This window comes from Bradyrhizobium sp. 138 (assembly GCF_023074075.1).
Lineage (GTDB): Bacteria > Pseudomonadota > Alphaproteobacteria > Rhizobiales > Xanthobacteraceae > Bradyrhizobium.
Genome location: NZ_JADPKT010000033.1, coordinates 19,597 through 42,213 on the forward strand (window position 1 = coordinate 19,597; position 22,617 = coordinate 42,213).

19 protein-coding genes are annotated in these 22,617 nt (G+C 65.6%); 8 read left to right on the forward strand and 11 right to left on the reverse strand.

Annotated elements, in window-relative coordinates:
* Positions 1 to 13 precede the first annotated feature (13 nt).
* A complete protein-coding gene (locus IVA79_RS15420) occupies positions 14 to 2,386 on the forward strand; it encodes a xanthine dehydrogenase family protein molybdopterin-binding subunit (protein WP_247554084.1) in 2,373 nt (790 codons plus the stop codon).
* A 260-nt stretch (positions 2,387 to 2,646) separates the two neighbouring features.
* Here IVA79_RS15420 and IVA79_RS15425 read toward each other — a convergent pair whose 3' ends face one another.
* Positions 2,647 to 3,447, reverse strand: a complete 801-nt coding sequence (locus IVA79_RS15425; RefSeq protein ID WP_247554086.1) for a hypothetical protein — start codon at positions 3,445 to 3,447, stop codon at positions 2,647 to 2,649.
* A gap of 105 nt (positions 3,448 to 3,552) precedes the next feature.
* Between IVA79_RS15425 and IVA79_RS15430 the strand changes: the two genes are divergently transcribed.
* The 3 genes from IVA79_RS15430 to IVA79_RS15440 all read left to right on the forward strand — a co-directional run bounded on the left by IVA79_RS15430 (position 3,553) and on the right by IVA79_RS15440 (position 7,045).
* Entirely contained in the window at positions 3,553 to 4,044 is a 492-nt protein-coding gene (locus tag IVA79_RS15430; protein ID WP_247554088.1) for a YaiI/YqxD family protein, read from the forward strand.
* Positions 4,045 to 4,046: 2 nt separating this feature from the next.
* Positions 4,047 to 5,858, forward strand: a complete 1,812-nt coding sequence (locus IVA79_RS15435; RefSeq protein ID WP_247554090.1) for an ATP-binding cassette domain-containing protein — start codon at positions 4,047 to 4,049, stop codon at positions 5,856 to 5,858.
* Between the two features lie 107 nt (positions 5,859 to 5,965).
* Entirely contained in the window at positions 5,966 to 7,045 is a 1,080-nt protein-coding gene (locus IVA79_RS15440) for a D-TA family PLP-dependent enzyme (RefSeq protein ID WP_247554092.1), read from the forward strand.
* Between the two features lie 170 nt (positions 7,046 to 7,215).
* Here IVA79_RS15440 and IVA79_RS15445 read toward each other — a convergent pair whose 3' ends face one another.
* The 8 genes from IVA79_RS15445 to IVA79_RS15480 all read right to left on the reverse strand — a co-directional run bounded on the left by IVA79_RS15445 (position 7,216) and on the right by IVA79_RS15480 (position 16,309).
* Entirely contained in the window at positions 7,216 to 8,436 is a 1,221-nt protein-coding gene (locus IVA79_RS15445) for a TIGR03862 family flavoprotein (RefSeq protein WP_256465630.1), read from the reverse strand.
* Positions 8,433 to 9,350 (reverse strand): SDR family NAD(P)-dependent oxidoreductase, encoded by a 918-nt coding sequence (locus tag IVA79_RS15450; protein ID WP_247554096.1) that lies wholly within the window; start codon positions 9,348 to 9,350, stop codon positions 8,433 to 8,435. Before IVA79_RS15450 ends, IVA79_RS15445 begins: the two co-directional genes overlap by 4 nt.
* Positions 9,351 to 9,467: 117 nt before the next feature.
* Positions 9,468 to 9,947: a MaoC family dehydratase gene (locus tag IVA79_RS15455; RefSeq protein WP_247554098.1), complete on the reverse strand. Its 480-nt coding sequence runs from the start codon at positions 9,945 to 9,947 to the stop codon at positions 9,468 to 9,470.
* Positions 9,948 to 11,663 (reverse strand): AMP-binding protein, encoded by a 1,716-nt coding sequence (locus IVA79_RS15460; RefSeq protein ID WP_247554100.1) that lies wholly within the window; start codon positions 11,661 to 11,663, stop codon positions 9,948 to 9,950.
* Entirely contained in the window at positions 11,663 to 12,553 is an 891-nt protein-coding gene (gene mmsB, locus IVA79_RS15465) for a 3-hydroxyisobutyrate dehydrogenase (RefSeq protein WP_247554102.1), read from the reverse strand. The genes IVA79_RS15460 and mmsB overlap by 1 nt, the downstream gene beginning before the upstream one ends.
* A gap of 27 nt (positions 12,554 to 12,580) precedes the next feature.
* A complete protein-coding gene (locus tag IVA79_RS15470) occupies positions 12,581 to 13,648 on the reverse strand; it encodes an enoyl-CoA hydratase/isomerase family protein (protein WP_247554104.1) in 1,068 nt (355 codons plus the stop codon).
* On the reverse strand, positions 13,645 to 14,790 hold the full coding sequence (locus tag IVA79_RS15475; protein WP_247554106.1) for an isobutyryl-CoA dehydrogenase: 1,146 nt from the start codon (positions 14,788 to 14,790) through the stop codon (positions 13,645 to 13,647). The genes IVA79_RS15470 and IVA79_RS15475 overlap by 4 nt, the downstream gene beginning before the upstream one ends.
* 22 nt (positions 14,791 to 14,812) lie before the next feature.
* The gene (locus IVA79_RS15480) at positions 14,813 to 16,309 is read right to left on the reverse strand and encodes a CoA-acylating methylmalonate-semialdehyde dehydrogenase (protein WP_247554108.1); all 1,497 of its coding nucleotides are present in this window, start codon (positions 16,307 to 16,309) and stop codon (positions 14,813 to 14,815) included.
* Between the two features lie 102 nt (positions 16,310 to 16,411).
* On the opposite strand from IVA79_RS15480, the gene IVA79_RS15485 reads away from it, so the two are divergent.
* Positions 16,412 to 17,335 carry a LysR family transcriptional regulator gene (locus IVA79_RS15485; protein WP_247554110.1) on the forward strand — a complete coding sequence of 308 codons (924 nt, stop codon included), beginning with the start codon at positions 16,412 to 16,414 and terminating at the stop codon, positions 17,333 to 17,335.
* A gap of 147 nt (positions 17,336 to 17,482) precedes the next feature.
* On the opposite strand, the gene IVA79_RS15490 is transcribed toward IVA79_RS15485, so the two are convergent.
* Positions 17,483 to 18,100, reverse strand: coding sequence for a TetR/AcrR family transcriptional regulator (locus tag IVA79_RS15490; RefSeq protein WP_247554112.1), 618 nt, complete (start codon positions 18,098 to 18,100; stop codon positions 17,483 to 17,485).
* Positions 18,101 to 18,164: 64 nt separating this feature from the next.
* Positions 18,165 to 18,698 carry a PaaI family thioesterase gene (locus IVA79_RS15495; protein ID WP_247554114.1) on the reverse strand — a complete coding sequence of 178 codons (534 nt, stop codon included), beginning with the start codon at positions 18,696 to 18,698 and terminating at the stop codon, positions 18,165 to 18,167.
* A 153-nt stretch (positions 18,699 to 18,851) separates the two neighbouring features.
* On the opposite strand from IVA79_RS15495, the gene IVA79_RS15500 reads away from it, so the two are divergent.
* The 3 genes from IVA79_RS15500 (at position 18,852) to IVA79_RS15510 (ending at position 22,392) form a co-directional block, all read left to right on the forward strand.
* Positions 18,852 to 19,622, forward strand: a complete 771-nt coding sequence (locus IVA79_RS15500) for an enoyl-CoA hydratase (protein ID WP_247554115.1) — start codon at positions 18,852 to 18,854, stop codon at positions 19,620 to 19,622.
* Between the two features lie 170 nt (positions 19,623 to 19,792).
* The gene (locus IVA79_RS15505) at positions 19,793 to 20,989 is read left to right on the forward strand and encodes an acetyl-CoA C-acyltransferase (RefSeq protein WP_247554116.1); all 1,197 of its coding nucleotides are present in this window, start codon (positions 19,793 to 19,795) and stop codon (positions 20,987 to 20,989) included.
* Between the two features lie 113 nt (positions 20,990 to 21,102).
* Positions 21,103 to 22,392 (forward strand): MFS transporter, encoded by a 1,290-nt coding sequence (locus IVA79_RS15510; RefSeq protein WP_247554117.1) that lies wholly within the window; start codon positions 21,103 to 21,105, stop codon positions 22,390 to 22,392.
* The last annotated feature ends 225 nt before the right edge of the window (positions 22,393 to 22,617 follow it).

Genomic DNA, 22,617 nt, shown 5'->3' on the forward strand with positions numbered 1-22,617 from the left:
TCAGGTCATTCCCATGCAAGAACACACCAAATCGTCCACGCTCGAAAACGCTATTGCACTGCAAAAATATGGCGTCGGGCAGCCCGTCCGCCGCAAGGAGGACGACACGCTGGTGCGCGGCAAGGGCCGCTACACCGACGATTTCAACCTACCCGACCAGGCCTATGCCGTGGTCGTCCGTTCCACCCACGCCCATGGCGTCATCCGCGGCGTCGGTATCGATGCCGCCAAGGCGATGCCGGGCGTGCTGGGGGTTTGGACCGGCAAGGACCTCGATGCCGCCGGCTACGGCCCCTTCACCTGCGGCCTGCCGCTGAAGAGCCGCGACGGCTCGCCCCTGCTGCAGACCAACCGTCAGCCGCTCGCAACCGACAAGGTCCGCTTCGTCGGCGATCCCGTCGCCTTCGTGGTGGCGGAGACGCTGGCGCAGGCCCGCGATGCCGCGGAGGCGGTCGAGCTTGACATCGAGCCGCTGCCGGCCGTGACGGATCCCGCGGAAGCCGCCAAGCCCGGCGCGCCACAGCTCTATGAGCACATCCCTGATAACGTCGTGCTCGACTACCATTACGGCGACGTGGACAAGGTCAACGCGGCCTTTGCCAGCGCCGCCCATGTCACCAGGATCGACATCGAGAACACCCGGGTCGCGGTGGTCTCGATGGAGCCGCGGGTTGGCCTCGCCTCCTACGACAAGAAGACCGAGCGCTACACGCTGCAGGTCCCGACGCAAGGTGTGGCCGGTAACCGCGCCAACCTCGCCAAGAACCTGAAAGTGCCGAACGAGAAGGTGCGCATCCTCACCGCCAATGTCGGCGGCTCCTTCGGCATGAAGAACATCAACTATCCCGAATACATGTGCATCCTGTATGCGGCGAAGGCACTGGGCCGTCCGGTGAAATGGCTCGACGAGCGCTCGACCGCCTTCCTCTCCGACAGCCACGGCCGCGCGCAAAAAATCCATGCCGAGCTGGCGCTCGACGCCGAGGGGCATTTCCTCGCGGCAAGATTGTCCGGCTACGGCAATGTCGGCGCCTACATCACCGGCGTCGCGCCGGGGCCGCTCTCGCTCAACACCGGCAAGAATTTTTCCAGCGTCTACCGCACGCCGCTGATGGCCGTCGACATCAAGGTGGTGCTGACCAACACCACGCTGATGGGCGCCTATCGCGGCGCCGGCCGGCCCGAGGCGAACTATTACATGGAGCGGCTGATCGACCGCGCCGCCGACGAGATGGGCATCAACCGGCTGACCTTGCGCAAGCGCAACTTCATCAAGCCGAGCCAGATCCCGTTCCCGGCCTCCTCCGGCGTCACCTATGACAGTGGCGACTTCCAGGCCGTGTTCAACAAGGCGCTCGAAATCTCGGACCACGAGAATTTCGCCAAGCGCAAGAAGGAGAGCAAAAAGGCCGGCAAGCTGCGCGGCATCGCCGTCGGCTCCTATCTCGAAGTCACCGCGCCTCCCGGCGTCGAGCTCGGCAAGATCGTGTTCGATGCTGATGGCACCGTGCAGCTCATCACCGGCACGCTCGATTACGGCCAGGGCCATGCGACGCCGTTCGCGCAGGTGCTGAGCGCGCAGTTGGGCGTTCCCTTCGAGAGCATCAAGCTCGTGCAGGGCGACAGCGACATCGTCCACACCGGCAGCGGCACCGGCGGCTCGCGCTCGATCACCGCAAGCGGCCAGGCCATCGTGGGGGCGGCCAAACTCGTCATCGAGAAAGGCAAGCGCGCGGCGGCGCATATGCTCGAAGCGTCCGAAGCCGACATCGAATTCGAAGGCGGCCGCTTCACAATCGCCGGCACCGATCGCAGCATCGACATCATGGAGCTCGCCAAGCGCTTGCATGACGGCAAGATGCCCGAGGGCGTCCCTGATACGCTCGACGTCGATCACACCAGCGAACCGGTCGCCTCGGCCTTCCCGAACGGTTGCCACGTCGCGGAGGTCGAGATCGATCCGGAGACCGGCGTTGTGCAGATCGCGCGCTACAGCGCGGTCAACGATTTCGGCACGGTGATCAACCCGCTGCTGGTCGCGGGCCAGCTCCATGGCGGCGTCGTGCAGGGCATCGGCCAGGCCCTGATGGAGCACATCCGCTACGACGACAGCGGCCAGCCGATCACGGGCTCGCTGATGGACTACGCCCTGCCCCGCGCCGAGGACGTGCCGAACATGACCGTCGGCGATCACCCGGTGCCCGCCACGACCAATCCGCTCGGCAGCAAGGGCTGCGGCGAAGCCGGCTGCGCCGGCAGCCTGTCGACAGTGGTGAACGCCGTGCTGGACGCGCTCTCGGACTACGGCATCAAGCACATCGACATGCCGCTGACCCCGGAGCGCGTGTGGCGCGCGATCCAGGAGGCGAAGGCAAAGGCGGCGTAATTGTTGTTCATCTCTCCCCGCTTGCGGCAGGGCTATCGCATTTGAGAGCTTATCCCTGCGGCCATCCTTCGAGACGCCCGCTTTAGGCGGGCTCCTCAGGATGAGGACGGAATGTGCGGCAGCAGTTTCAACGGACACTGATGTCGTTTAGCCTCATCCTGAGGAGGCGCGTAAGCGCCGTCTCGAGGGACGAGGCGTGCGCGCAGGCCGTCGCTACAAATCATATGCGATAGCCCTGCCGTTTGCGGGGAGAGGCGAAGTCACGCCGCCGCCTGCTCGCGCGGCTGGTAGATTGCCGTATGCTGGCAGTGCGCAATCGGCGTCGTGCCATTGGCGACGACGAGGGCGTCGAGCTCGACGAAGCGGTGGCCCTTCTTCTCGTAGTTGGCCGTGACCTTTGCCCGCGCGGTGATCTCGTCACCGGCGCGCGCGGCCGACAACAGCTGCATGCGACTGCCGACATGGATCCACGGGCCCAGAATGGTGTTGTCGACCAGCACGCGGTTCATGACGCGCTGGATCAGGCCGGGATGGCCAAGCCCTTCACGCGCGAAGACCGGGTCGGTCTCGCGGATGTCAGCGAGATAGCCGGCCGCATCCGGCCCGGCCCAACGGCGTGGTGTCGTGCCCAGCCACTTGCCTATTTCGAACGTCGCCGCGCTGACCGGCCTCCGCTCGGTGACCACGGGCGCGGCGACATAGTCGCTCGCCAACACCGCTGGAGCAGCGGCCGGCAGCGACGCCGTTCCGGTCGCGCACAGCTCGGTGCGGCTGAACACCTCGATCGTCAGCAGCTCATTGTGCTCGGTGGCGTCGACATCGGCGGCCTCGCCGTCATAGACCGGCTTGATGAAGCGGGCCTCGACCAGCCCGCGCGACAGGAAATCGCGCCCCCAACGGGCAATCGGCACGTGCATCATGTAGGCGAAGACGTCCACGCCCGGGACCAGCCCGCCGGAAAAGCCGAAGCGGCGCGCCACCGCGTCGTCATGCATCTTGTTTTCGGATTGCTTGGCGGTGTTGTAGGCCTCGACGCGCCAGGTTTCGAGCCGGTTCGGCATGATGGGCGTTCCCTGTAGTCTTGTTGTTTCGGGCCGATCGTAGGCCGCCGGGAACACCGGTCAATCCCCTCGCCTTTGCGGCCCGAATGGGGTACCACGCGGCCAATGACCGATACCCCCACCCGCATCTATGTCGATGCCGACGCCTGTCCGGTGAAGGACGAGATCTATCGCGTTGCGCTCCGGCACGGCGTGCCCGTGAGCGTCGTCGCAGGCAATTTCATCCGCGTGCCGCCGGACCCGCTGATCGAGCGTATCGCGGCAGGTAGCGGCATGGACGCCGCCGACGATTGGATCGCCGAGCGCGCCAAGCCCGGCGACGTCGTCGTGACCTCGGACATTCCGCTGGCGAGCCGCTGCGTCAAGGCGGGCGCCGAGGTGATCGCTCCGAACGGCAAGCCGTTCACGGAGGAGTCGATCGGGATGACGCTGGCGGTGCGCAACCTGATGACCGACTTGCGCTCGGCCGGCGAGGTCACCGGCGGCCCGCGCTCGTTCGCACCGCGCGACCGCTCCGCCTTCCTCTCGGCGCTCGACCAGACGCTGCGCCGGATCCAGCGCCGCCGCGCTGACCAGACCGCCACCAGTCAGGGCTGATCATGGCGCCGCCGCTGATCCAGTTGAAAGACATCAGGCTGACCTTTGGCGGCACGCCGCTGCTATCAGGTGTCGAGCTCAACGTCGCGCCATCCGAGCGCGTCTGCCTGATCGGCCGCAACGGCTCGGGCAAGTCGACACTGCTCAGAATCGCGGCTGGCCTGGTCGAGCCCGACGGCGGCATGCGGTTCGTGCAGCCCGGCGCGACCGTGCGCTATCTGCCGCAGGAGCCTGACTTCGGCGAGCACAAGACCACGCTGGCGTTTGTCGAGTCAGGTCTCGCGCCCGGCGACGACCAGCACCAGGCACGCTATCTCTTGGAGCAGCTCGACCTCACCGGCGATGAGAACCCGCATGATCTCTCCGGCGGCGAAGCCCGTCGCGCGGCGCTGGCCTATGTGCTGGCGCCCTCGCCCGACATTCTGCTGCTGGACGAGCCGACCAACCATCTCGATCTCTCCACCATCGAATGGCTGGAACAGGAGCTGGACAGCCGCCGCAGCGCCCTGGTGATCATCAGCCACGACCGCCGCTTCCTGACCAATCTGTCGCGCTCCACGGCGTGGCTCGACCGCGGCAAGATCAAGCAGATCGACCGCGGCTTTGCCTCGTTCGAGAGCTGGCGCGACGAGGTGCTAGCGGAAGAAGAGCGTGACCAGCACAAGCTCGACCGCAAGATCGTCGACGAAGAGCACTGGCTGCGTCACGGCGTCTCCGGCCGGCGCAAGCGCAACGTCAAGCGCCTCGCCAATCTGCACACGCTGCGCGACCAGCGCCGCAACTATCGCGGCACCGCCGGCACCGCCAGTCTCGCGGCGGCCGAGGCGGAGCAGTCAGGCAAGCTGGTGATCGAGGCCAAGGGCGTCACGAAGGCCTATGGCGAGCGCAAGATCGTCGAGAATTTCTCGACCCGCATCCAGCGCGGCGACCGCCTCGGCATCATCGGGCCGAACGGCGCCGGCAAGACCACGCTGGTCAATCTGCTCACCGGCGGCATGCAGCCGGATTCTGGCATGATACGTCTCGGCGCCAATCTGGAGACGGCCACGCTCGACCAGCACCGCGAAAGCCTCGATCCCAAGTCGACGCTGGCCGAAGCCCTGACCGGCGGCCGGGGCGACCAGATCATGGTTGGAGGCAAGCCGAAGCACGTCGTCGGCTACATGAAGGACTTCCTGTTCGCGCAGGAGCAGCGCGGCACACCGGTGGAAGTGCTCTCCGGCGGCGAGCGCGGCCGGCTGATGCTGGCGCGCGCGCTGGCAAAGCCCTCGAACCTCCTGGTGCTGGACGAGCCGACCAACGATCTCGATCTCGAAACGCTCGACGTGCTCGAGGAGATGCTCGGCGATTACGAGGGCACGGTGATCCTGATCAGCCACGACCGCGACTTCCTCGACCGCGTCGTCACCTCGGTGATCGCGCCCGAGGGCAACGGCAAGTGGATCGAATATGCCGGCGGCTACAGCGACATGCTGGCGCAGCGCGGCGCCGACCTGAAGCGTGAGACGGCGACGGCGCAGGCTCCCGCCGAGAAGAAAGAGGAGCGCGCAGCTGCTCCCGCCTCCTCGCCCAAGCGGAAGCTCAGCTTCAATGAAAAGCACGCGCTGGAAACCCTGCCGAGGAAGATGGAGACGCTGCAGGCCGACATCGCCAAGCTGCAGCGCGTGCTCGACGATCCCAATCTCTATGCGAGGGATCGCAAGACATTCGACGACACCTCCGCCGCCATCGCCAAGGCGCATGAAGAACTGTCCGCCGCCGAGGAGCGGTGGCTCGAACTGGAAATGCTGCGTGAAGAAATTGAACAGGCATAGATTCGCAGGATGGGTGAGCGCAGCGAAACCTATCGCCAAAGGGATTAGGTTATGATGGGTTTCGCTTCGCTCTACCCATCTTACGGGTCCGGAAATAGAGAGATAATATGACCACTCCCCTCGCCGCAAAAATCGCCCGCGAATACGGTACGCCCTGCGCCGTCATCGACATGGACAGGGTCGAGCGCAATATTGCGCGGATCCAGAAGGCCTGCGACGAGGCTGGCGTCGCCAACCGGCCGCATATCAAGACGCACAAGAACCCGACGATTGCGAAGATGCAGGTCGCGGCCGGCGCCAAGGGCATCACCTGCCAGAAGCTGGGCGAAGCCGAGATCATGGCCAACGCCGGCATCGACGACATCCTGATCAGCTACAATCTGCTCGGCGAAGAGAAGATGGCGCGGCTCGGCGCGCTCCGCGCGCGGGCAAATGTGACCGTCTCCGTCGATAATCTGACAGTCATCGACGGACTGATCAAAGTGCCCCATCTCGCGGGTCGAGAGCTGCGCGTGGTCGTCGAGTGCGATACGGGCCGCAAGCGTGCCGGCGTCGAAACTCCAGCGGAAGCGATCGAACTGGCACGCGAATTGTCGGCTTGGCCTGGGCTGAAGTTTGCCGGCTTTCTCATGTACCCGACGGAGACGGGCTGGGCGGAAGCGCAGCGGTTTTTTGACGAAGCGCTCGCCGGCGTGCGTGCGGTCGGGTTGGAGCCAGAGATCGTCTCCACCGGAGGTACGCCGAACCTGAAGAATCTCGGCAAGCTCAAGGGCGGCACGGAGCACCGCTTCGGCACCTATATCTACAACGACCGCATGCAAGTCGCAGCCGGTGTCGCCACCTGGGACGATTGCGCGCTGCACATCTATTCGACCGTGGTCAGCCGCGCCGCGCCCGAGCGCGGCATCCTCGATGCCGGCTCGAAGACGCTGACGACAGACACTGGCGGTCTCGACGGCCACGGCCTGATCCTGGAGCATCCCGAAGCCAGAATCGCGCGCTTCGCCGAGGAGCACGGCTTCCTCGACCTCTCCCGCAGCAACACGCGGCCCAATGTCGGCGAAATCGTCCGCATCGTGCCGAACCACGTCTGCGTCGTCGTCAACATGATGGACGAGGTGGTGATGGTCCGCGGCGAGGAGATCATCGGCACGCTGCCGGTGGCGGCGCGGGGGAAGTTGCGGTAGGCGGTTCGGCACCCGCGCATCCCTCGAGGCTCGGCCTCCGGTGCTGTCGCACCGGAAACCGAGCACCAGGATGACGCTCTCTGTTGAACGAAGCTGAGAGACGGCGCTCTCTCGTAGCCGTCACCCTGAGGCGCCGGAGCGCAGCGGAGGCTTCGAAGGGCGACGGCGTTCTAAGAACGCTTCAGCCATGCCAATACACCCCTCCCCGCCGCGGCACCCGTCGCAAACGAGGCCTGCAGCAGATAGCCGCCGGTCGGCGCTTCCCAGTCCAGCATCTCGCCGGCCGCGAACACGCCCGGCTGCTTGCGCAGCATGTAGTGGTCATCGAGTTCGTCGAAAGTGATGCCGCCCGCAGTCGAGATGGCGCGATCGATCGGGGCCATACCGGTGAGCTGAACGGGGATTGCGTTCACGAGGTGCGCGAGCTCGGCTGGCGAGAACGCGGCAAGCGGCCGGCCGGAGGCGATGGCGGCTTCCTGCATCAGGCCGATGCCGACCGGCGACAATTGCGCGGCCTTGCGCAAAAAATTCGCCAGCGATTGCTTGCCGCGCGTGCCTGACAGCCGCGTCGTCAGCGCGGCGGCGTCGAGGTCGGGCCGCAATGCGATCGAAAGCCGCGCCTGCCCGAGACCCAGCACCGCCTCGCGCAGTTCCGCCGACAGCGCGTAGATCGCGCCGCCTTCGATGCCGCCCCGCGTGATCATCGCTTCGCCGCGCACGGTGTGCGCACCAATCGTCAGCGCCACGCCCTTGAGCGGCTGCCCCTCGAAACGATTCCGGAAGACGTCGGACCACGCGACCGTGAAGCCGGAATTGGCTGGCCGCAGTCTTGAGATGGCGACGCCTCTTGCCGCGAGGAGTTCGACCCAGCCGCCATCCGACCCGAGCCGCGGCCAGCTCGCACCGCCGAGTGCGAGGACCGTGGCGTTGGCAACGACGGCCGCCTCGCCATCCGGCGTTCGAAACAGCAGCCGGCCCTCGCCGTCCCAGCCCGTCCAGCGATGACGGAAGGCAAATCGCACGCCGCCGGCATCGAGGCGCCGCAGCCAGGCGCGCAGCAAGGGCGAGGCCTTGAACGCTTTGGGAAACACCCTTCCGCTGGTGCCGACGAAGGTCGGCTCGCCCAGCGCTTCGCTCCACGCCCGCAACGCCTCAGGCGGAAACGCTTCGATCGCCGCCTGCAGCCTCGGTGCCGCCTCGCGATAGCGCGCCATGAACTGCGGCAGCGGCTCGCTGTGGGTGAGATTGAGTCCGCCTCGGCCCGCCATCAGGAATTTACGGCCGGCGGACGGCATCGCATCATAGACAGTGACGCGGACACGGCCCTGTGCGAGCACTTCGGCTGCCATCAGCCCGGCCGGGCCGGCGCCGATGACGGCGACGGCTGTCAGAGTTTTATCCCCACCCGCGCCGCGGCCTGCGCCACGTATTTCTGCGTCTGCTCGAACGCACCCGTGAGCGCCTTGGCCCTCGACATGTCGCTAATCTCAGTGAAATGCGCGGCGATTGCGTCCGGCGTCCACTCGGACTCCGGCAGGTTGATGCCCTCGCTCTCCACGATCTTGATCACGGCGAAGGAGCCGGCGCCGGCACCCATGATGGTGCGGGTCGGCGCGTCCTCGCTCAGCATGTACTCGACCGCGGGCGTGATCGCGTTCGGCTTCATCAGTTGCAGCGCCTGCGGCGGCAGCAGCTCTTCGGTCATGCGGGTCGCCGCCGTCGGTGAGATGATGTTGACGCGGATGTTGTTCTTGCGGCCTTCCTCGGCCAGCACGTTCATCAGCCCGACCATGCCGGATTTCGCCGCGCCGTAATTGGCCTGGCCGAAATTGCCGTAGAGGCCGGAGGACGAGGTGGTCAGCACGATGCGGCCGTAGTTGCGATCGCGCATGCCGGCCCAGGCCGCCTTGCAGCAATAGAAGGTGCCGACCAGATGCACGTCGAGCACCTTCTGGAAATCGGCGGCCTCCATCTTGCCGAACGACTTGTCGCGCAGGATGCCGGCATTGGCGCACAAGAGGTCGACGCTGCCCCATTCCTTGGTGGCGCGCTCGACCATCGCGGTGACCTGCTCGAAATTCGAGACGTCGGCGCCGTCGGCCATCGCGGTACCGCCTGCCTTGCGGATCTCTTCGACCACGGCCTCCGCAGGCGACAACGAGCCGCCGGTGCCGTCACGCGCCCCGCCGAAATCGTTGACCACGACTTTCGCGCCGCGGCTGGCCAATCCCAGCGCATGCGCCTTGCCGAGACCATTGCCCGCGCCCGTGACGATGGCGACGCGTCCGTCGAACCTGATTGCCATGAGTGCTTTCCTACATGCTAGCCGTCGTGGCCGGGCCTTGACCCGGCCATCCATCGAATTGACGAGCTTTTGACCAGCGATGGATGGCCGGGTCAAGCCCGGCAACGACGCCTCGCCTTACGCGAAATAGATCAGGCCCAGCCACTCCGCGACCAGCGCCGGCTTGTCCTCGCCTTCGATCTCGACAGTGACATTGGTGCGGGACTGCAATTCATTCAGCTTGCGCAGCTTGGCCTCCGCCAGCACGAAACGGCCGCGGACGCGTTTGCCGGAGCGCACCGGCGAGATGAAGCGCAGCTTGTCGAAGCCGTAATTCACGCCCATCGTGGTCCCGGCGATCACCGGCATCACCTCATACGACATGATCGACAGCAGCGACATCGTCAGGAAGCCGTGCGCGATGGTGGTGCCGAAGGCGGTCTCTTTCTTCGCGCGCTCGGGATCGACGTGGATGAACTGGTGATCCTCGATCACGTCGGCATAAGTGTCGATGCGGGGCTGGTCGATCAGGTGCCACGACGACACGCCGATCTCCTTGCCGACCAGGGCCTGATAGGCCTCGAGCGCAATCGGCGGTTTCTTCCAGACTTCGTTCACTTAGGTCTCACTCCGTGTTTTCGGCAGTTCCGGAAAATCCTCCTCGCGGAATTCCCGGCCGCGCAGCGGATCGCTGCGATCATTGTCGCGTTCGAGCCGTCGTAGCTGCACACGGCGGATTTTGCCAGAGATCGTCTTCGGCAGCTCGGTGACGATTTCGAGGCGGCGAATCCGCTTGAACGGGGCAAGGCGGGCATGCAGGTGCTTGAAGATCGACAGCGCCGTCTCCGGCGAGCGCTCCGCACCCGAGGTCAGCAGCACGAACGCCTTGGGGATGGCAAGGCGGATCGGATCCGGGCTCGGCACCACCGCCGCTTCCGCGACCAGCTCGTGCTCGAGCAACACGCTCTCCAGTTCGAACGGGCTGATGCGGTAGTCGGAGGATTTGAACACGTCGTCGGAACGGCCGACGAAGGTGAGATAGCCCTCATCATCCTCGAACACGACATCGCCGCTGCGATACAGCTCACCCTCGGCGCCAGAGAGCTTGCCGTCGTCGCTCTGGTAGCCCTGCATCAGACCGGCGGGGCGCTCACTGCCGAGCACCAGCGTGACCTCGCCCTCTTTCGCCGGGTTGCCGTCGGCGTCGCTGATCTGCACGCGATAGCCCGGCAGCGGCCGGCCCATCGAGCCGATTTTGATCTTTTGCCCCGGCGAATTGCCGGCCAGCGCAGTCGTCTCGGTCTGGCCGTAGCCGTCACGGATGGTGAGGCCCCAGGCGGCCTGCACCTGGTCGATCACCTCAGGGTTCAGCGGCTCGCCGGCGCCGCAGACCTCGCGCAATGCCACTTTGAACGATGCGAGATTCTCCTGGATGAACAGCCGCCACACCGTCGGCGGCGCGCATAGCGTGGTGACGCCGCAGCGGCCGATGGTGGCAAGCAGCGCCTTGGCGTCGAAGCGCGGCTGGTTGACCACGAATACGGTCGCGCCCGCATTCCAGGGGGCGAAGAAGCAGCTCCAGGCGTGCTTGGCCCAGCCGGGCGAGGAAATGTTGAGATGGACGTCGCCGGGCTTCAGCCCGATCCAGTACATGGTCGAGAGATGCCCGACGGGATAGCTGCGCTGGCTGTGCCGGACCAGCTTCGGTTTTGCCGTGGTGCCCGAGGTGAAATAAAGCAGCATGGGGTCGTCGGCGTTGGTCGCACCGTCTGCGCTGAAACTGTCCGAAGCCTTTGCCGCCTCGTCGTATGACGACCATCCGTCGGAGGCGGTGCCGACCACGATGCGAACGATATTCTCCGCGCCGAGGCTCGCGAACTTCGCGACCTGATCTTGCGCGGCAACCACCGCCTTCGCCTTGCCGCGATCGAGTCGGTCGCGCAGCTCGTCCGCGGTGAGCAGCGTGGTCGCGGGAATCACGACGACGCCGAGCTTGATCGCCGCCAGCATCGTCTCCCACAGCGGAACCACATTGCCGAGCAGCAGCAACAGATGGTCACCACGCTTCAGGCCCCGCGCGCGGAGGAAGTTGGCGACCTGGTTGGAGCGCTTCGAGAGCGCCGCGAAAGAGAGCTTCGTCTGCTTGTCCTGTGCGGCATCGACGATCCAGAGCGCGGGACGGTCCTTGGCGTCCGCATCTTTGGCAAGCTCGTCAAACCAGTCGAGCGCCCAGTTGAACGGAACCGGATCCGGCCAGCGGAAGCCTTTGACCGCGGCCTCGTAGTCCGTGCGGTGATCCAGCAGAAACGCGCGCGCTTCCTGAAATGTCGTCATCAAGCTTTCCCGGCTAGACTCCTAACGTGCTTGATAATTCCGGAAAAATCCACCCCGCCCTGGCCGGCTGCGTCGAAGGACTGATAGATCTCCTGCGCATGCTTGCCGAGCGGCGTCGCAGCGCCCGCGGCCTCGGCGGCATCCTGCGCCAGGGTCAGATCCTTCACCATCAGTGCGGAGGCGAATCCCGGCTTGTAATCGTTGTTCGCCGGCGAGGTCGGCACCGGGCCCGGCACCGGGCAATAGGTCGTCAGCGACCAGCACTGGCCCGACGAGGTCGAGGCGACGTCGAACAGCGCCTGATGCGAAAGGCCGAGCTTCTCGCCGAGCGCAAACGCCTCGCTGACCGCGATCATGGAGATGCCGAGGATCATGTTGTTGCAGATTTTTGCGGCCTGGCCTGCGCCGGCCCCGCCGCAATGAACGATCTTCTTGCCCATGTTTTCCAGCACGGGCTTGGCCGCAGCAAATGCGTTCTCTTCTCCGCCGCACATGAAGGTCAGCGTCCCGCCCTTGGCGCCGCCGGTGCCGCCGGAAACCGGCGCATCCACCGAAAGCACGCCATGCTTCGTCGCCAGCGCATGCGCGGCCCGCGAGCTCTCGACGTCGATGGTGGAGCTATCGATGATCAAGGCGCCCTTGGCCATCACAGGCACGACCTCGTTCCAGACGCTGAGCACATGCTTGCCGGCAGGCAGCATGGTGACGACGCCATCGGCGCCCTTCACCGCGCTCGCTGCGCTCTCGGCAATGCTGGCGCCATCGGCCTTGGCCTGATTGCGCGAGGCTTCGACGAGGTCGAAGGCGACGACCTTGTGGCCGGCCTTGACGAGGTTGGCGGCCATCGGGCCTCCCATGTTGCCGAGACCGATGAAAGCGATCGTGGCCATTGTTGTTTCCTCCGCTGCAATCGTTGATTAGTTGAACTTCAGCTCATCAGCGCCGATTTCGGCGAGATACGGCGCCAGCATTTCTGGCGTCACATCTTCGATCCGCGTCGGCGACCAGGTCGGGTTGCGGTCCTTGTCGATCACGGCTGCGCGCACGCCTTCGCGAAAATCATCGCTGCGGAAGACTTCCAGCGCGGCGCGGTATTCGCGCACCAGACACTCTTCCAGGCTCGATGTAGCGCGCGCGAGCCGCAACAGTTTCAGCGTCACGACCATGCCGCGCGGCGATTTTTCGTTGAGCGTCTTCAGCGTGGCCAGCGCGAACTCGGAGCCATCGCGCTTCAGCGCAGCGAAGATGTCTTCCATGCGGTCGAAGCCGAACAAGGCATCGATCACAGGCTCCTTGGCAGCCACCGGCCCCGCGGTCTCGCCGGTCGCAAAGCCGCTGATGAGCTTGCCGACATCGGCGGCAGTCGCGCCGGAACGCAGCTTCGTCAGCGCCTCGCGCAGCTCCGGCAACTTCCCCGCCGGCACGACCCAATCGGCGAACTTCGCATGGATCGCATCCGGCCCGTTCATGGTCTGGCCGGTCAGCCCGAAATAGGTGCCGATCTCGCCCGGCGAATGCGACAGCAGATAGGTGCCGCCGACGTCAGGGAAGAAACCGAGGCCGACCTCGGGCATCGCCAGCTTGGTACGATCGGTGACGACGCGATGGCTCGCATGTGCGGAGAGGCCGACGCCGCCGCCCATCACGATGCCGTCCATGAACGCGACATAGGGCTTCGGAAACTTCTTGATCCGCGCGTTGAGGATGTACTCCTCGCGCCACAGGATCTTGCCGAGGTCGCCGTTCACCTTCGAGCTTTCCCAGAGCGCGCGGATGTCGCCGCCGGCGCACAGGCCGCGCTCGCCGGCGCCTTCCAACAGGATCACGGCGACGTCAGGATCGGCCTCGAAGCGATCGAGCGCCTTGTCGATGTCGCGAAACATCTCCAGCGTCACGGCATTGATCGCCTTTGGACGGTTGAGCCTGATGATGCCGGCAGCGCCCTCGATACGGGCGATGAGATCGCCCTCTTCCGCTCCGCTCATCGCGCGCCCTCAATCAATTTGCGCGCCACGATGAGCCGCATGATTTCATTGGTGCCTTCGAGGATCTGGTGCACGCGTAAGTCGCGCACGATCTTCTCGATGCCGTATTCGCTCAAGTAGCCGTAACCGCCGTGGAGCTGGAGGGCGTGGTTGGCGACCTCGAAGCCGACATCGGTGCCGAACCGCTTGGCCATCGCGCACAGCATGGTGGCATCAGGGTCCTTGCGATCCAGCGCTGCCGCAGCGCGCCACAGGAAGGTGCGTGCGGCCTCCAGCTCGATCGCCATGTCGGCAAGGCGGAATTGAAGCGCCTGGAATTCGTCGAGCCGCTTTCCGAACGCCTTGCGCTCCTTCATGTAGCTGCGCGCCTTGTCGAGCGCGGTCTGCGCACCGCCGAGCGAGCACGCCGTGATGTTGAGGCGGCCGCCGTCGAGGCCGGCCATCGCGATCTTGAAGCCAACGCCCTCTTGGCCGAGGCGATTGGCAACAGGCACGCGGGCATCTTCGAACATCACCGCACGGGTCGGCTGCGCGTTCCAGCCCATCTTGCGCTCGTTGGCGCCGAAGGAGACGCCCGGCGTCTTGCCGTCGATGACAAGTGTGGAGATACCGCCGGGACCGTCGCCTCCGGTGCGCACCATCACGACCAGCAGATCCGTGCCGCCGGCGCCGGAGATGAACTGCTTTTGGCCGTTGAGGACGTAATAATCGCCGTCGCGCACGGCGCGGGTGCGCAGCGCCGCGGCGTCCGAGCCGGCGCCCGGCTCGGTCAGGCAATAGCTCGCAATCAGCTCCATGGTGCAGAGCTTCGGCAGCCATTGATGGCGCTGGGTGTCGCTGCCGAAGGCATCGATCATCCAGCTCGCCATGTTGTGGATCGAGATGAAGGCCGAGGTGGTCGGGCAGCCCGTCGCCAGCGCCTCGAAGATCAGCGCCGCGTCGAACCGCGTCATCGCGGAGCCCCCGACATCCTCGCGGATGTAGATGCCGCCCATGCCGAGGGTTGCGGCCTCACGCATCACCTCGACGGGAAAATGCTTCTCCTCGTCCCAGCGCAACGCGTGCGGCGCAATCTTCTCCGCCGCAAACGCCATCGCCATGTCGCGAAGGACGACCTGATCCTCGTTCAGAGCGAATTGCATGCTAGCCTCGCTCTAAGGGAGATCACTTCATCAGCGGGATCGAGAACTCCGCACCTTCCTTGACGCCGGACGGCCAGCGCGAGGTCACCGTCTTGGTCTTGGTGTAGAAGCGGACCGAGTCCGGGCCGTGCTGGTTGAGATCGCCGAAGCCCGACTTCTTCCAGCCGCCGAAGGTGTAATAGGCGATCGGCACCGGGATCGGCACGTTGATGCCGACCATGCCGACGTTGACCTTGGCCGCGAAGTCGCGTGCGGCATCGCCATCGCGGGTGAAGATGGCAACGCCGTTGCCGTAGTCGTGATCCGACGGCAGCGCCAGCGCTTCCTTGTAATCGTGCGCGCGGACGACCGAGAGCACCGGGCCAAAAATCTCTTCCTTGTAGATCCGCATGTCCTTGGTGACGTTGTCGAACAGCGAACCGCCGAGATAAAAGCCGTTCTCGTAGCCCTGCATCTTGAAGCCGCGGCCGTCGACCGCGAGCGTCGCGCCTTCCTTGATGCCGATGTCGATGTAGCTCTTGACCTTCTCGACCGCCTCGCGCGTCACCAGCGGACCGTAATCGGCCGACGGGTCGATCGAGGTGCCGATCTTCAAGGACTCGACGCGCGGGATCAGCTTTTCCATCAGACGGTCGGCGGTGGACTTGCCGACGGGGACGGCCACTGAGACGGCCATGCAGCGCTCGCCGGCCGAGCCGTAGCCCGCGCCGATCAGCGCATCGACCGCCTGGTCCATGTCGGCGTCGGGCATGACGATGGCGTGGTTCTTGGCACCGCCGAAGCACTGGCAGCGCTTGCCGGTCTGCGCGGCGCGCTCATAGATGTACTGCGCGATCGGCGTCGAGCCGACGAAGCCGACAGCCTTGATGTCGGGGTCGTCGAGGATGGCGTCCACCGCTTCCTTGTCGCCGTTGACGACGTTGAGGATGCCGGCCGGCAGGCCGGCCTCGATCATGAGCTCGGCGAGCAGCATCGGCACGCCGGGATCGCGCTCGGAAGGCTTCAGGATGAAGGCGTTGCCGCAGGCGATCGCGGGCGCGAACTTCCACATCGGGATCATCGCCGGGAAGTTGAACGGCGTGATGCCGGCGACGACGCCGAGCGCCTGCCGCATCGAATAGATGTCGATGCCGGGGCCGGCGCCCTCGGTGTACTCGCCCTTCATCAAATGCGGGATGCCGCAGGCGAATTCCGCGACCTCGAGGCCACGCTGGATGTCGCCCTTGGCGTCCGGCACGGTCTTGCCGTGCTCGCGCGCCAGCAGCTCGGCGAGCTTGTCGTAGTCGCGCTGAACCAGCTCCACGAATTTCATCATGACGCGGGCGCGGCGCTGCGGGTTGGTCGCGGCCCATTCGGGCTGTGCGGCGCGCGCGTTCTCGACGGCGGCACGAACCTCGGCCTTGGACGCCAGCGCCACCTTGGCCTGGACGTCACCGGTCATGGGCTCGAAAACGTCGGCGGTACGGCCAGACGTGCCCTTCACTTCCTTGCCACCGATGAAATGTCCGACTGAACGCATGGAATGATCTCCTTGAGGCCGAGCTTGAACGCTTTGACAAATCCTATCGACCTGCATTTATTGGGATTCAAGTCTGAGATAATGCACCATAGATGTGCGAAAATGCTGGATCAAGGCGCTATCGACTGGGATGACTTCCGCTTCGTGCTGGCCATCGTGCGGGGCGGCTCGGTCTCGGCTGCGGCAAAACAGCTCGGCGTCGACCATGCCACGGTGATCCGCCGCGTCGACCGGCTCGAAAAGCACCTCTCGGCAAAGCTGTTTGACCGGCGCAAGACCGGCTACCTCCTCACCGAGGCCGGCCAGCGCGTCGCCGACAGCGCGGAAGCCATGGAATCGACCATCGTCGCCAACCAGGAGCAGGTCGGCGGCTCAGTGGCGCGGCTGACCGGGACGGTGCGGATCGGCGCGCCCGACGGGTTCGGCACGGCCTTCCTCGCCCCGCGGCTGGCGCCCTTCGCCGACCGGTATCCCGATCTCGATTTGCAACTTGTGGCCACCGCGCGGCTGTTCAGTCTCTCCAAGCGCGAGGCCGATATCGCGATCAGCCTGACCATGCCGAAGGAAGGCCGCATCGTCGGCCGCAAGCTGCTCGACTACCGTCTCGGCCTCTATGCCGCCCCCGCCTATCTCGACCGCTTCCCTGAGATCAGTTCGCGGCAGGACCTGATGCAGCACCGCTTCGTCGGCTACATCGAGGAGCTGCTGTTCACGCCGGAGCTCGACTATCTGCCGCAGGTGTCGCCGAAGATCTCCGCGCGCTTCCGCAGCGCCAATCTGATCGCCCAGCTCAACGCCACGCTCTCAGGCTTCGGCATCGCCGTGCTGCCCCACTTCATGGCGAGCGATTATCCGCAGCTGGTAGCCGTGTTGCCGGAGGAGATCTCGATCACGCGGACGTTCTGGATGCTGATGCACGCCGACAGCAAGGATCTGGCGCGGATCAGGGCGGTGGCGGATTACATCGGCGAGATCGTGGAGCGCGAACGGGCGCTGTTTGCGGGGCGGTCAGCGACGGTCACGTAGGGTGGGTTAGCCCTGCAGATGCGCGAAGCGCATCTGCTCGGCGTAACCCACCTCTTCTGTCTCAGCGGATCAACACAGCGGTGGGTTACGCCGAGCTGTCTGCGCTTCGCGCAGTCCGCACGGCTAACCCACCCTACGGCAGCTCGTCTAGTTCTTCGTCTTCTTCGCCGCTGTCACCTTCGGCTCACGCTTCGTGCCCTCGAGCGCGCTGTCCCTGCCCGCCTTCAACACCTCGTCCGACAGCTCGCTCGACCCGGCGACGCGCGCCAGCAGCATGGTGCCGGCCATCGTCGCCAAGGTCGCGATCGCCTGCTTGCGTGCGGCCTTGCGCGGCAGGTTCGGGATGTAGTCCGTGAGCTGCTCGATCATCTCCTCGAACTTGCCGGCGAAGGCTTTTCGCGTCTTCGGGCTCTCGCGGGCGATCTCGGCGCCGAGGGCGGGGATCGAGCAGCCGCTGCCGGGATTGTCGCGATGCAGCGTGGAGAGATAGCTCTCCGCGAACAGCGCCAACCGCTTTTCGGGAGCGGCCTCGTCGGTGAGCTTGCGCCAATGGTCCATCGAACGATCCATGGCGTAGGCGAAGGCTTCCATCACCAGCGCTTCGCGGGAATCAAAATGCGCATAGAAGCCGCCATGGGTCAGGCCGGCCTCCTTCATGAGATCGGCGACACCGATGCCGTGGGCACCCCTCTCGCGCAGCCGCACCGAAGCTTTCTTCACGATGCGGTCGTGGGTTTCCTGCTTGTGTTCCCGGGAATAGCGCATGCGGATCTCATTGGATGTCGATAGTCATCTCATAACACGCAAACGACGCAAAGGGTGCATTAATTCATGTTAAGTTGCTTCCGATCATGGAAAACGTCGCCGTTGCATGCACCGCAAGGGCCCCCTTGCCGTCCCGGACGAAGCCTTCGGCGTAGCTGGTCTGCCGCCCCAGCTTGATCACCTTGCCTTCGGCCGAGATCAGCCCGGACCGCACCGAGAGCGGGCGCAGGAAGGCCAGCTTCAGGTCGAGCGTGACCGAGCTCTGGCCGGCCTCCTGCCGGGTCGAGATCGCGCATCCCATGGCGGTATCGAGCAGCGCGGCGGCGGTCGCCCCGTGGATAAGACCGATGGTGTTTTCGAGATCCTCGCGTGGCTCCAGTTCCAGCACAATCCGGCCCGGCTCGACCACGGCCACCGCGAAACCGATCAGTTTCGCGAAAGGCGGCGGCGGCAGCCGGCCGTCGCGAATCCCCAGCATGGCGTCCATGCCCGACAGGCCCATTGCCACTTTCGCGACCGGTGCCGGCGCCTGCCACTCCACCACACGCTCGCGCCGCTGCGCGGGCGAAAACAGGTCGAGTTGATCGGTTCGGGTCATGCCGTCCTCTTTGAATGTTACATATCATACTATGGCACGGCCTTCGGGCTGGCAACTCCATCCCAACGCGCTTGACAAGCCGGGCGTTTCGGCCCGGAAGTGATCATGACCGGCGCGCCCCCGCGCATGTCCACGAAACCTTCGAGTGCCACGATGGAAATGCTCAACACCCACTGCGGCGTGACGCGCGATGCGCGGGGCGTCGTTCATGTCGCGATCTGCAACGCCGGCCCGCTCAACATTCTCGGCTCGCCGGTGACCGACGCCGTGCGCGAAGGCCTGCAGCAGCTCGCATCCGACCGCAGCATCCGCGTCGTGGTGCTGCGCGGCCAAAGCGAGAAGAGCATGATCGGCGGCGCCGACATCAAGGAGATGGCGACGCTCGACCAGACCTCGGCCGAGGCCTTCATCAGCCGCCTGCGCGATCTCTGCGAAGCGGTGCGCCAGTTCCCCGCCCCCGTGATCGCACGCATGCCGGGCTGGTGCCTCGGCGGCGGCCTCGAAGTGGCGGCGGCCTGCGATTTCCGGGTCGCGGCGCATGATGCGCATTTCGGCATGCCGGAGGTGCGCGTCGGCATCCCCTCCGTGATCCACGCGGCGCTCCTGCCACGCCTGATCGGCTGGGCTCGCGCGCGCTGGCTGGTGATGACCGCGGAGAACATCGATGCGCCGACGGCGCTCGCCTGGGGCCTGGTCGACAGGGTCGCGCCTGAGGGCGGGCTCGATGCGACGATCGAGCGCCTGGTGAAGGCCTTGCTGGAATGCGGCCCCGAGGCGCTGCGCTCGCAGAAGGCGCTGCTGCGGCAATGGGAGGAGCTGCCGCTGACGGAGTCGGTGAATCTGAGCGTGAAGGTGTTCGGCGAGTCGTTCCTGACCGACGAGCCGACGCGGTTGATGCAGGCGTTCGTGAACAGGAAGCGGTAGGTGCTCCCGAGGCAGTGACGCCGAAGCGGCGACCTCGACGTCACTCCTGCCTTCGCAAGACCAAATCTCATCCGACCCTCGACAATTTCTCATCCCTGCCGCGGTTGCATTTTTTGCGCCGCATCATATGATGGTCATAATCTTAATCATCATCGCCAGGGAGTCTCATCATGGCCGAAGCCGCCGATCCCATCGTCATCGTCTCCGCCGCCCGCACCCCGCTCGGCCGCTTCATGGGTGAGCTTTCGCCGCTCGCCGCGCACAAGCTCGGATCGCATGTGATCGGCGCGGCGCTGGAGCGCGCCAAGCTCGCGCCCGAGAAGGTCGACGAGGTCTTCATGGGCTGCGTGCTGCCGGCCGGCCAGGGCCAGGCCCCGGCGCGCCAGGCTGCGCGCGCAGCGGGTCTGCCCGACGGCACCGGCGCGACCACCGTCAACAAGGTCTGCGGCTCCGGCATGAAGGCGACCATGCTGGCGCACGACATCATCCGCGCCGGCTCGGCCGAAATCGTCGTCTCCGGCGGCATGGAGAGCATGAGCAACGCGCCGTATCTGCTCGCCAAGGCACGCGGTGGCTACCGCGCCGGCCATGATCGCATCATCGACCACATGATGATGGACGGCCTCGAGGATGCCTACGAGACCGGCCGTTCCATGGGTGATTTCGGCGAAGCGACCGCGGAGGCGTACCAGTTCACCCGCAAGGACCAGGACGCCTTTGCGATGGAAACGCTCAGCCGTGCCCGCACAGCGGTCCAGGGCGGCGCGTTCAAGGCCGAGATCGCGCCAATCACGTTGACCGAGAAAGCGGGTCCCCGCATCATCGCCAATGACGAGCATCCGCTGAAGGTCGATCCTGCCAAGATTCCCGGCCTGAAGCCGGCCTTCCGTGCCAACGGCACCATCACGCCCGCGGCCTCCTCTGCCAATGCCGACGGCGCCGCCGCGCTGGTGCTGACCAAGCGCTCGCTCGCCGATCGCAATGGCCTTCCTGTCATCGCCGAGATCAAGGGCCATGCCACCCACAGCCAGGAGCCGCAATGGTTCACGACCGCGCCGATCCCGGCAATCCGCAAGCTGCTCGACAAGGTCGGCTGGAGCGCGGGTGACGTCGACCTGTTCGAGATCAACGAGGCCTTTGCCGTCGTGGCTATGGCGGCGCAGCGCGACCTCGGCATTCCCCGCGACAAGCTCAACATCAACGGCGGCGCCTGCGCGCTCGGCCATCCCATCGGGGCCACCGGCGCGCGGTTGATCGTGACGCTGCTGCATGCGCTCGAGGCGAATAACCTCAAGCGCGGTGTCGCGTCGCTGTGTATCGGCGGCGGCGAAGCGACCGCGATCGCGGTGGAGCGGGTGGCACACTAACCCGCGCCATGGCCGGAATAGAGGGAAGTCTGACATTTTAGACTTCCCTTTTTTGTGCCAGATTGCGACGATGGTGCGGGTCTTCGAGGCTCGCCAACCACGATTGAGGCCCAATGATCTCGAGCTGGCTCGCGGCAGCATTGTCCCGCCGCAACGTCCATTACGGCTGGGCGATGGTCGGCGTGACCTTCCTCGCCGCGCTGATCAGCGCCGGCACGGTCGGCGCGCCCGGCGTGTTCATCGTCCCACTGCAAAAGGAGTTCGGCTGGAGCACGGCGGAGATCTCCTCCGCGCTGTCGATCCGCTTCATCCTGTTCGGGCTGATGGCGCCGTTCGCGGCCGCCCTGCTCAACCGCTACGGCCTGCGCAACGTCACGCTGACCGCGCAATTGGTCGTCGTCTCGGCGCTCGTGCTCTCGCTCGGCATGACGCAGGTCTGGCAACTCGTCGCGCTGTGGGGCGTGGTGATCGGCATCGGCACCGGCATGACCGCGATGGTGCTGGGCGCCACCATTGCGACGCGCTGGTTCGCCGCGCGGCGCGGGCTCGTTATCGGCATCCTGACCGCGAGTGTCGCCACCGGCCAGCTCGTGTTCCTGCCGCTGCTCGCAACCCTCACCGAACGTTACGGCTGGCGCCTCGCCCTCGGCTTCGTCTGCATCATGCTCGGCGTGTCCGCGCTGGCGATCCTGCTCGTGATGCGCGACCGTCCGAGCGATTTGGGCCTGCGCCCGTTCGGCGACGAAGGCACCACACCCCTGCCCGCCCCGCCCGTCAGCCACGGCTCGATCACCGGCGTTGCGCTCGGAACGCTGCGCGACGCCTCGAAGTCCGCTACGTTCTGGATCCTGTTTGCGACATTCTTCGTCTGCGGCGCATCCACCGCTGGCCTCGTGCAGGTGCATCTGATCCCGATGTGCCTCGATTTCGGCATCCCGCAGGTGCAGGCCGCGAGCCTGCTCGCAGCGATGGGCATGTTCGACTTCGTCGGCACCATCATCTCGGGCTGGCTGTCGGACCGGTACGATAATCGCTATTTGCTGTTCTGGTACTACGGCCTGCGCGGGCTCTCGCTGATCTTCCTGCCCTTCAGCGACTTCTCGTTCTACGGCCTCTCGATCTTCGCGATGTTCTACGGGCTCGACTGGATCGCCACGGTGCCGCCGACGGTACGGCTCACCGCGCAAAAGTTCGGGCCCGAGCGCGCCAATCTGGTGTTTGGCTGGATCTTTGCCGGCCATCAGCTCGGCGCAGGCACGGCCGCCTTCGGCGCCGGCCTGTCGCGAACGATCTATCAGAGCTATTTGCCCGCATTCTTCATCGCCGGCGCGCTCTGCGTGTTCGCCGCGCTGGTCGTGCTGGCGCTGTCGCGGCAAATCAAGCCAAAGCCGGCGATAGCGTAAGCGTGCACTGACGGGCTTTGGCGTTCGCAAACACACCTCCGCGTTCTCGCGGCCGATTTCGCCCGAGCTTTGCTCGCTTCGTTGCTCCTTTCGTTAAGAAAGGGCGCAGAGAAGGCCGGGCGCCGGCTGGCACCCGCGGTCCCGTGTGCGAACAAGACGCGCACGGGGTGGACTACAGGTGACGCCGGAACGCCCGGCCTTCCCTGCGCGGATGGTCTTACGGCT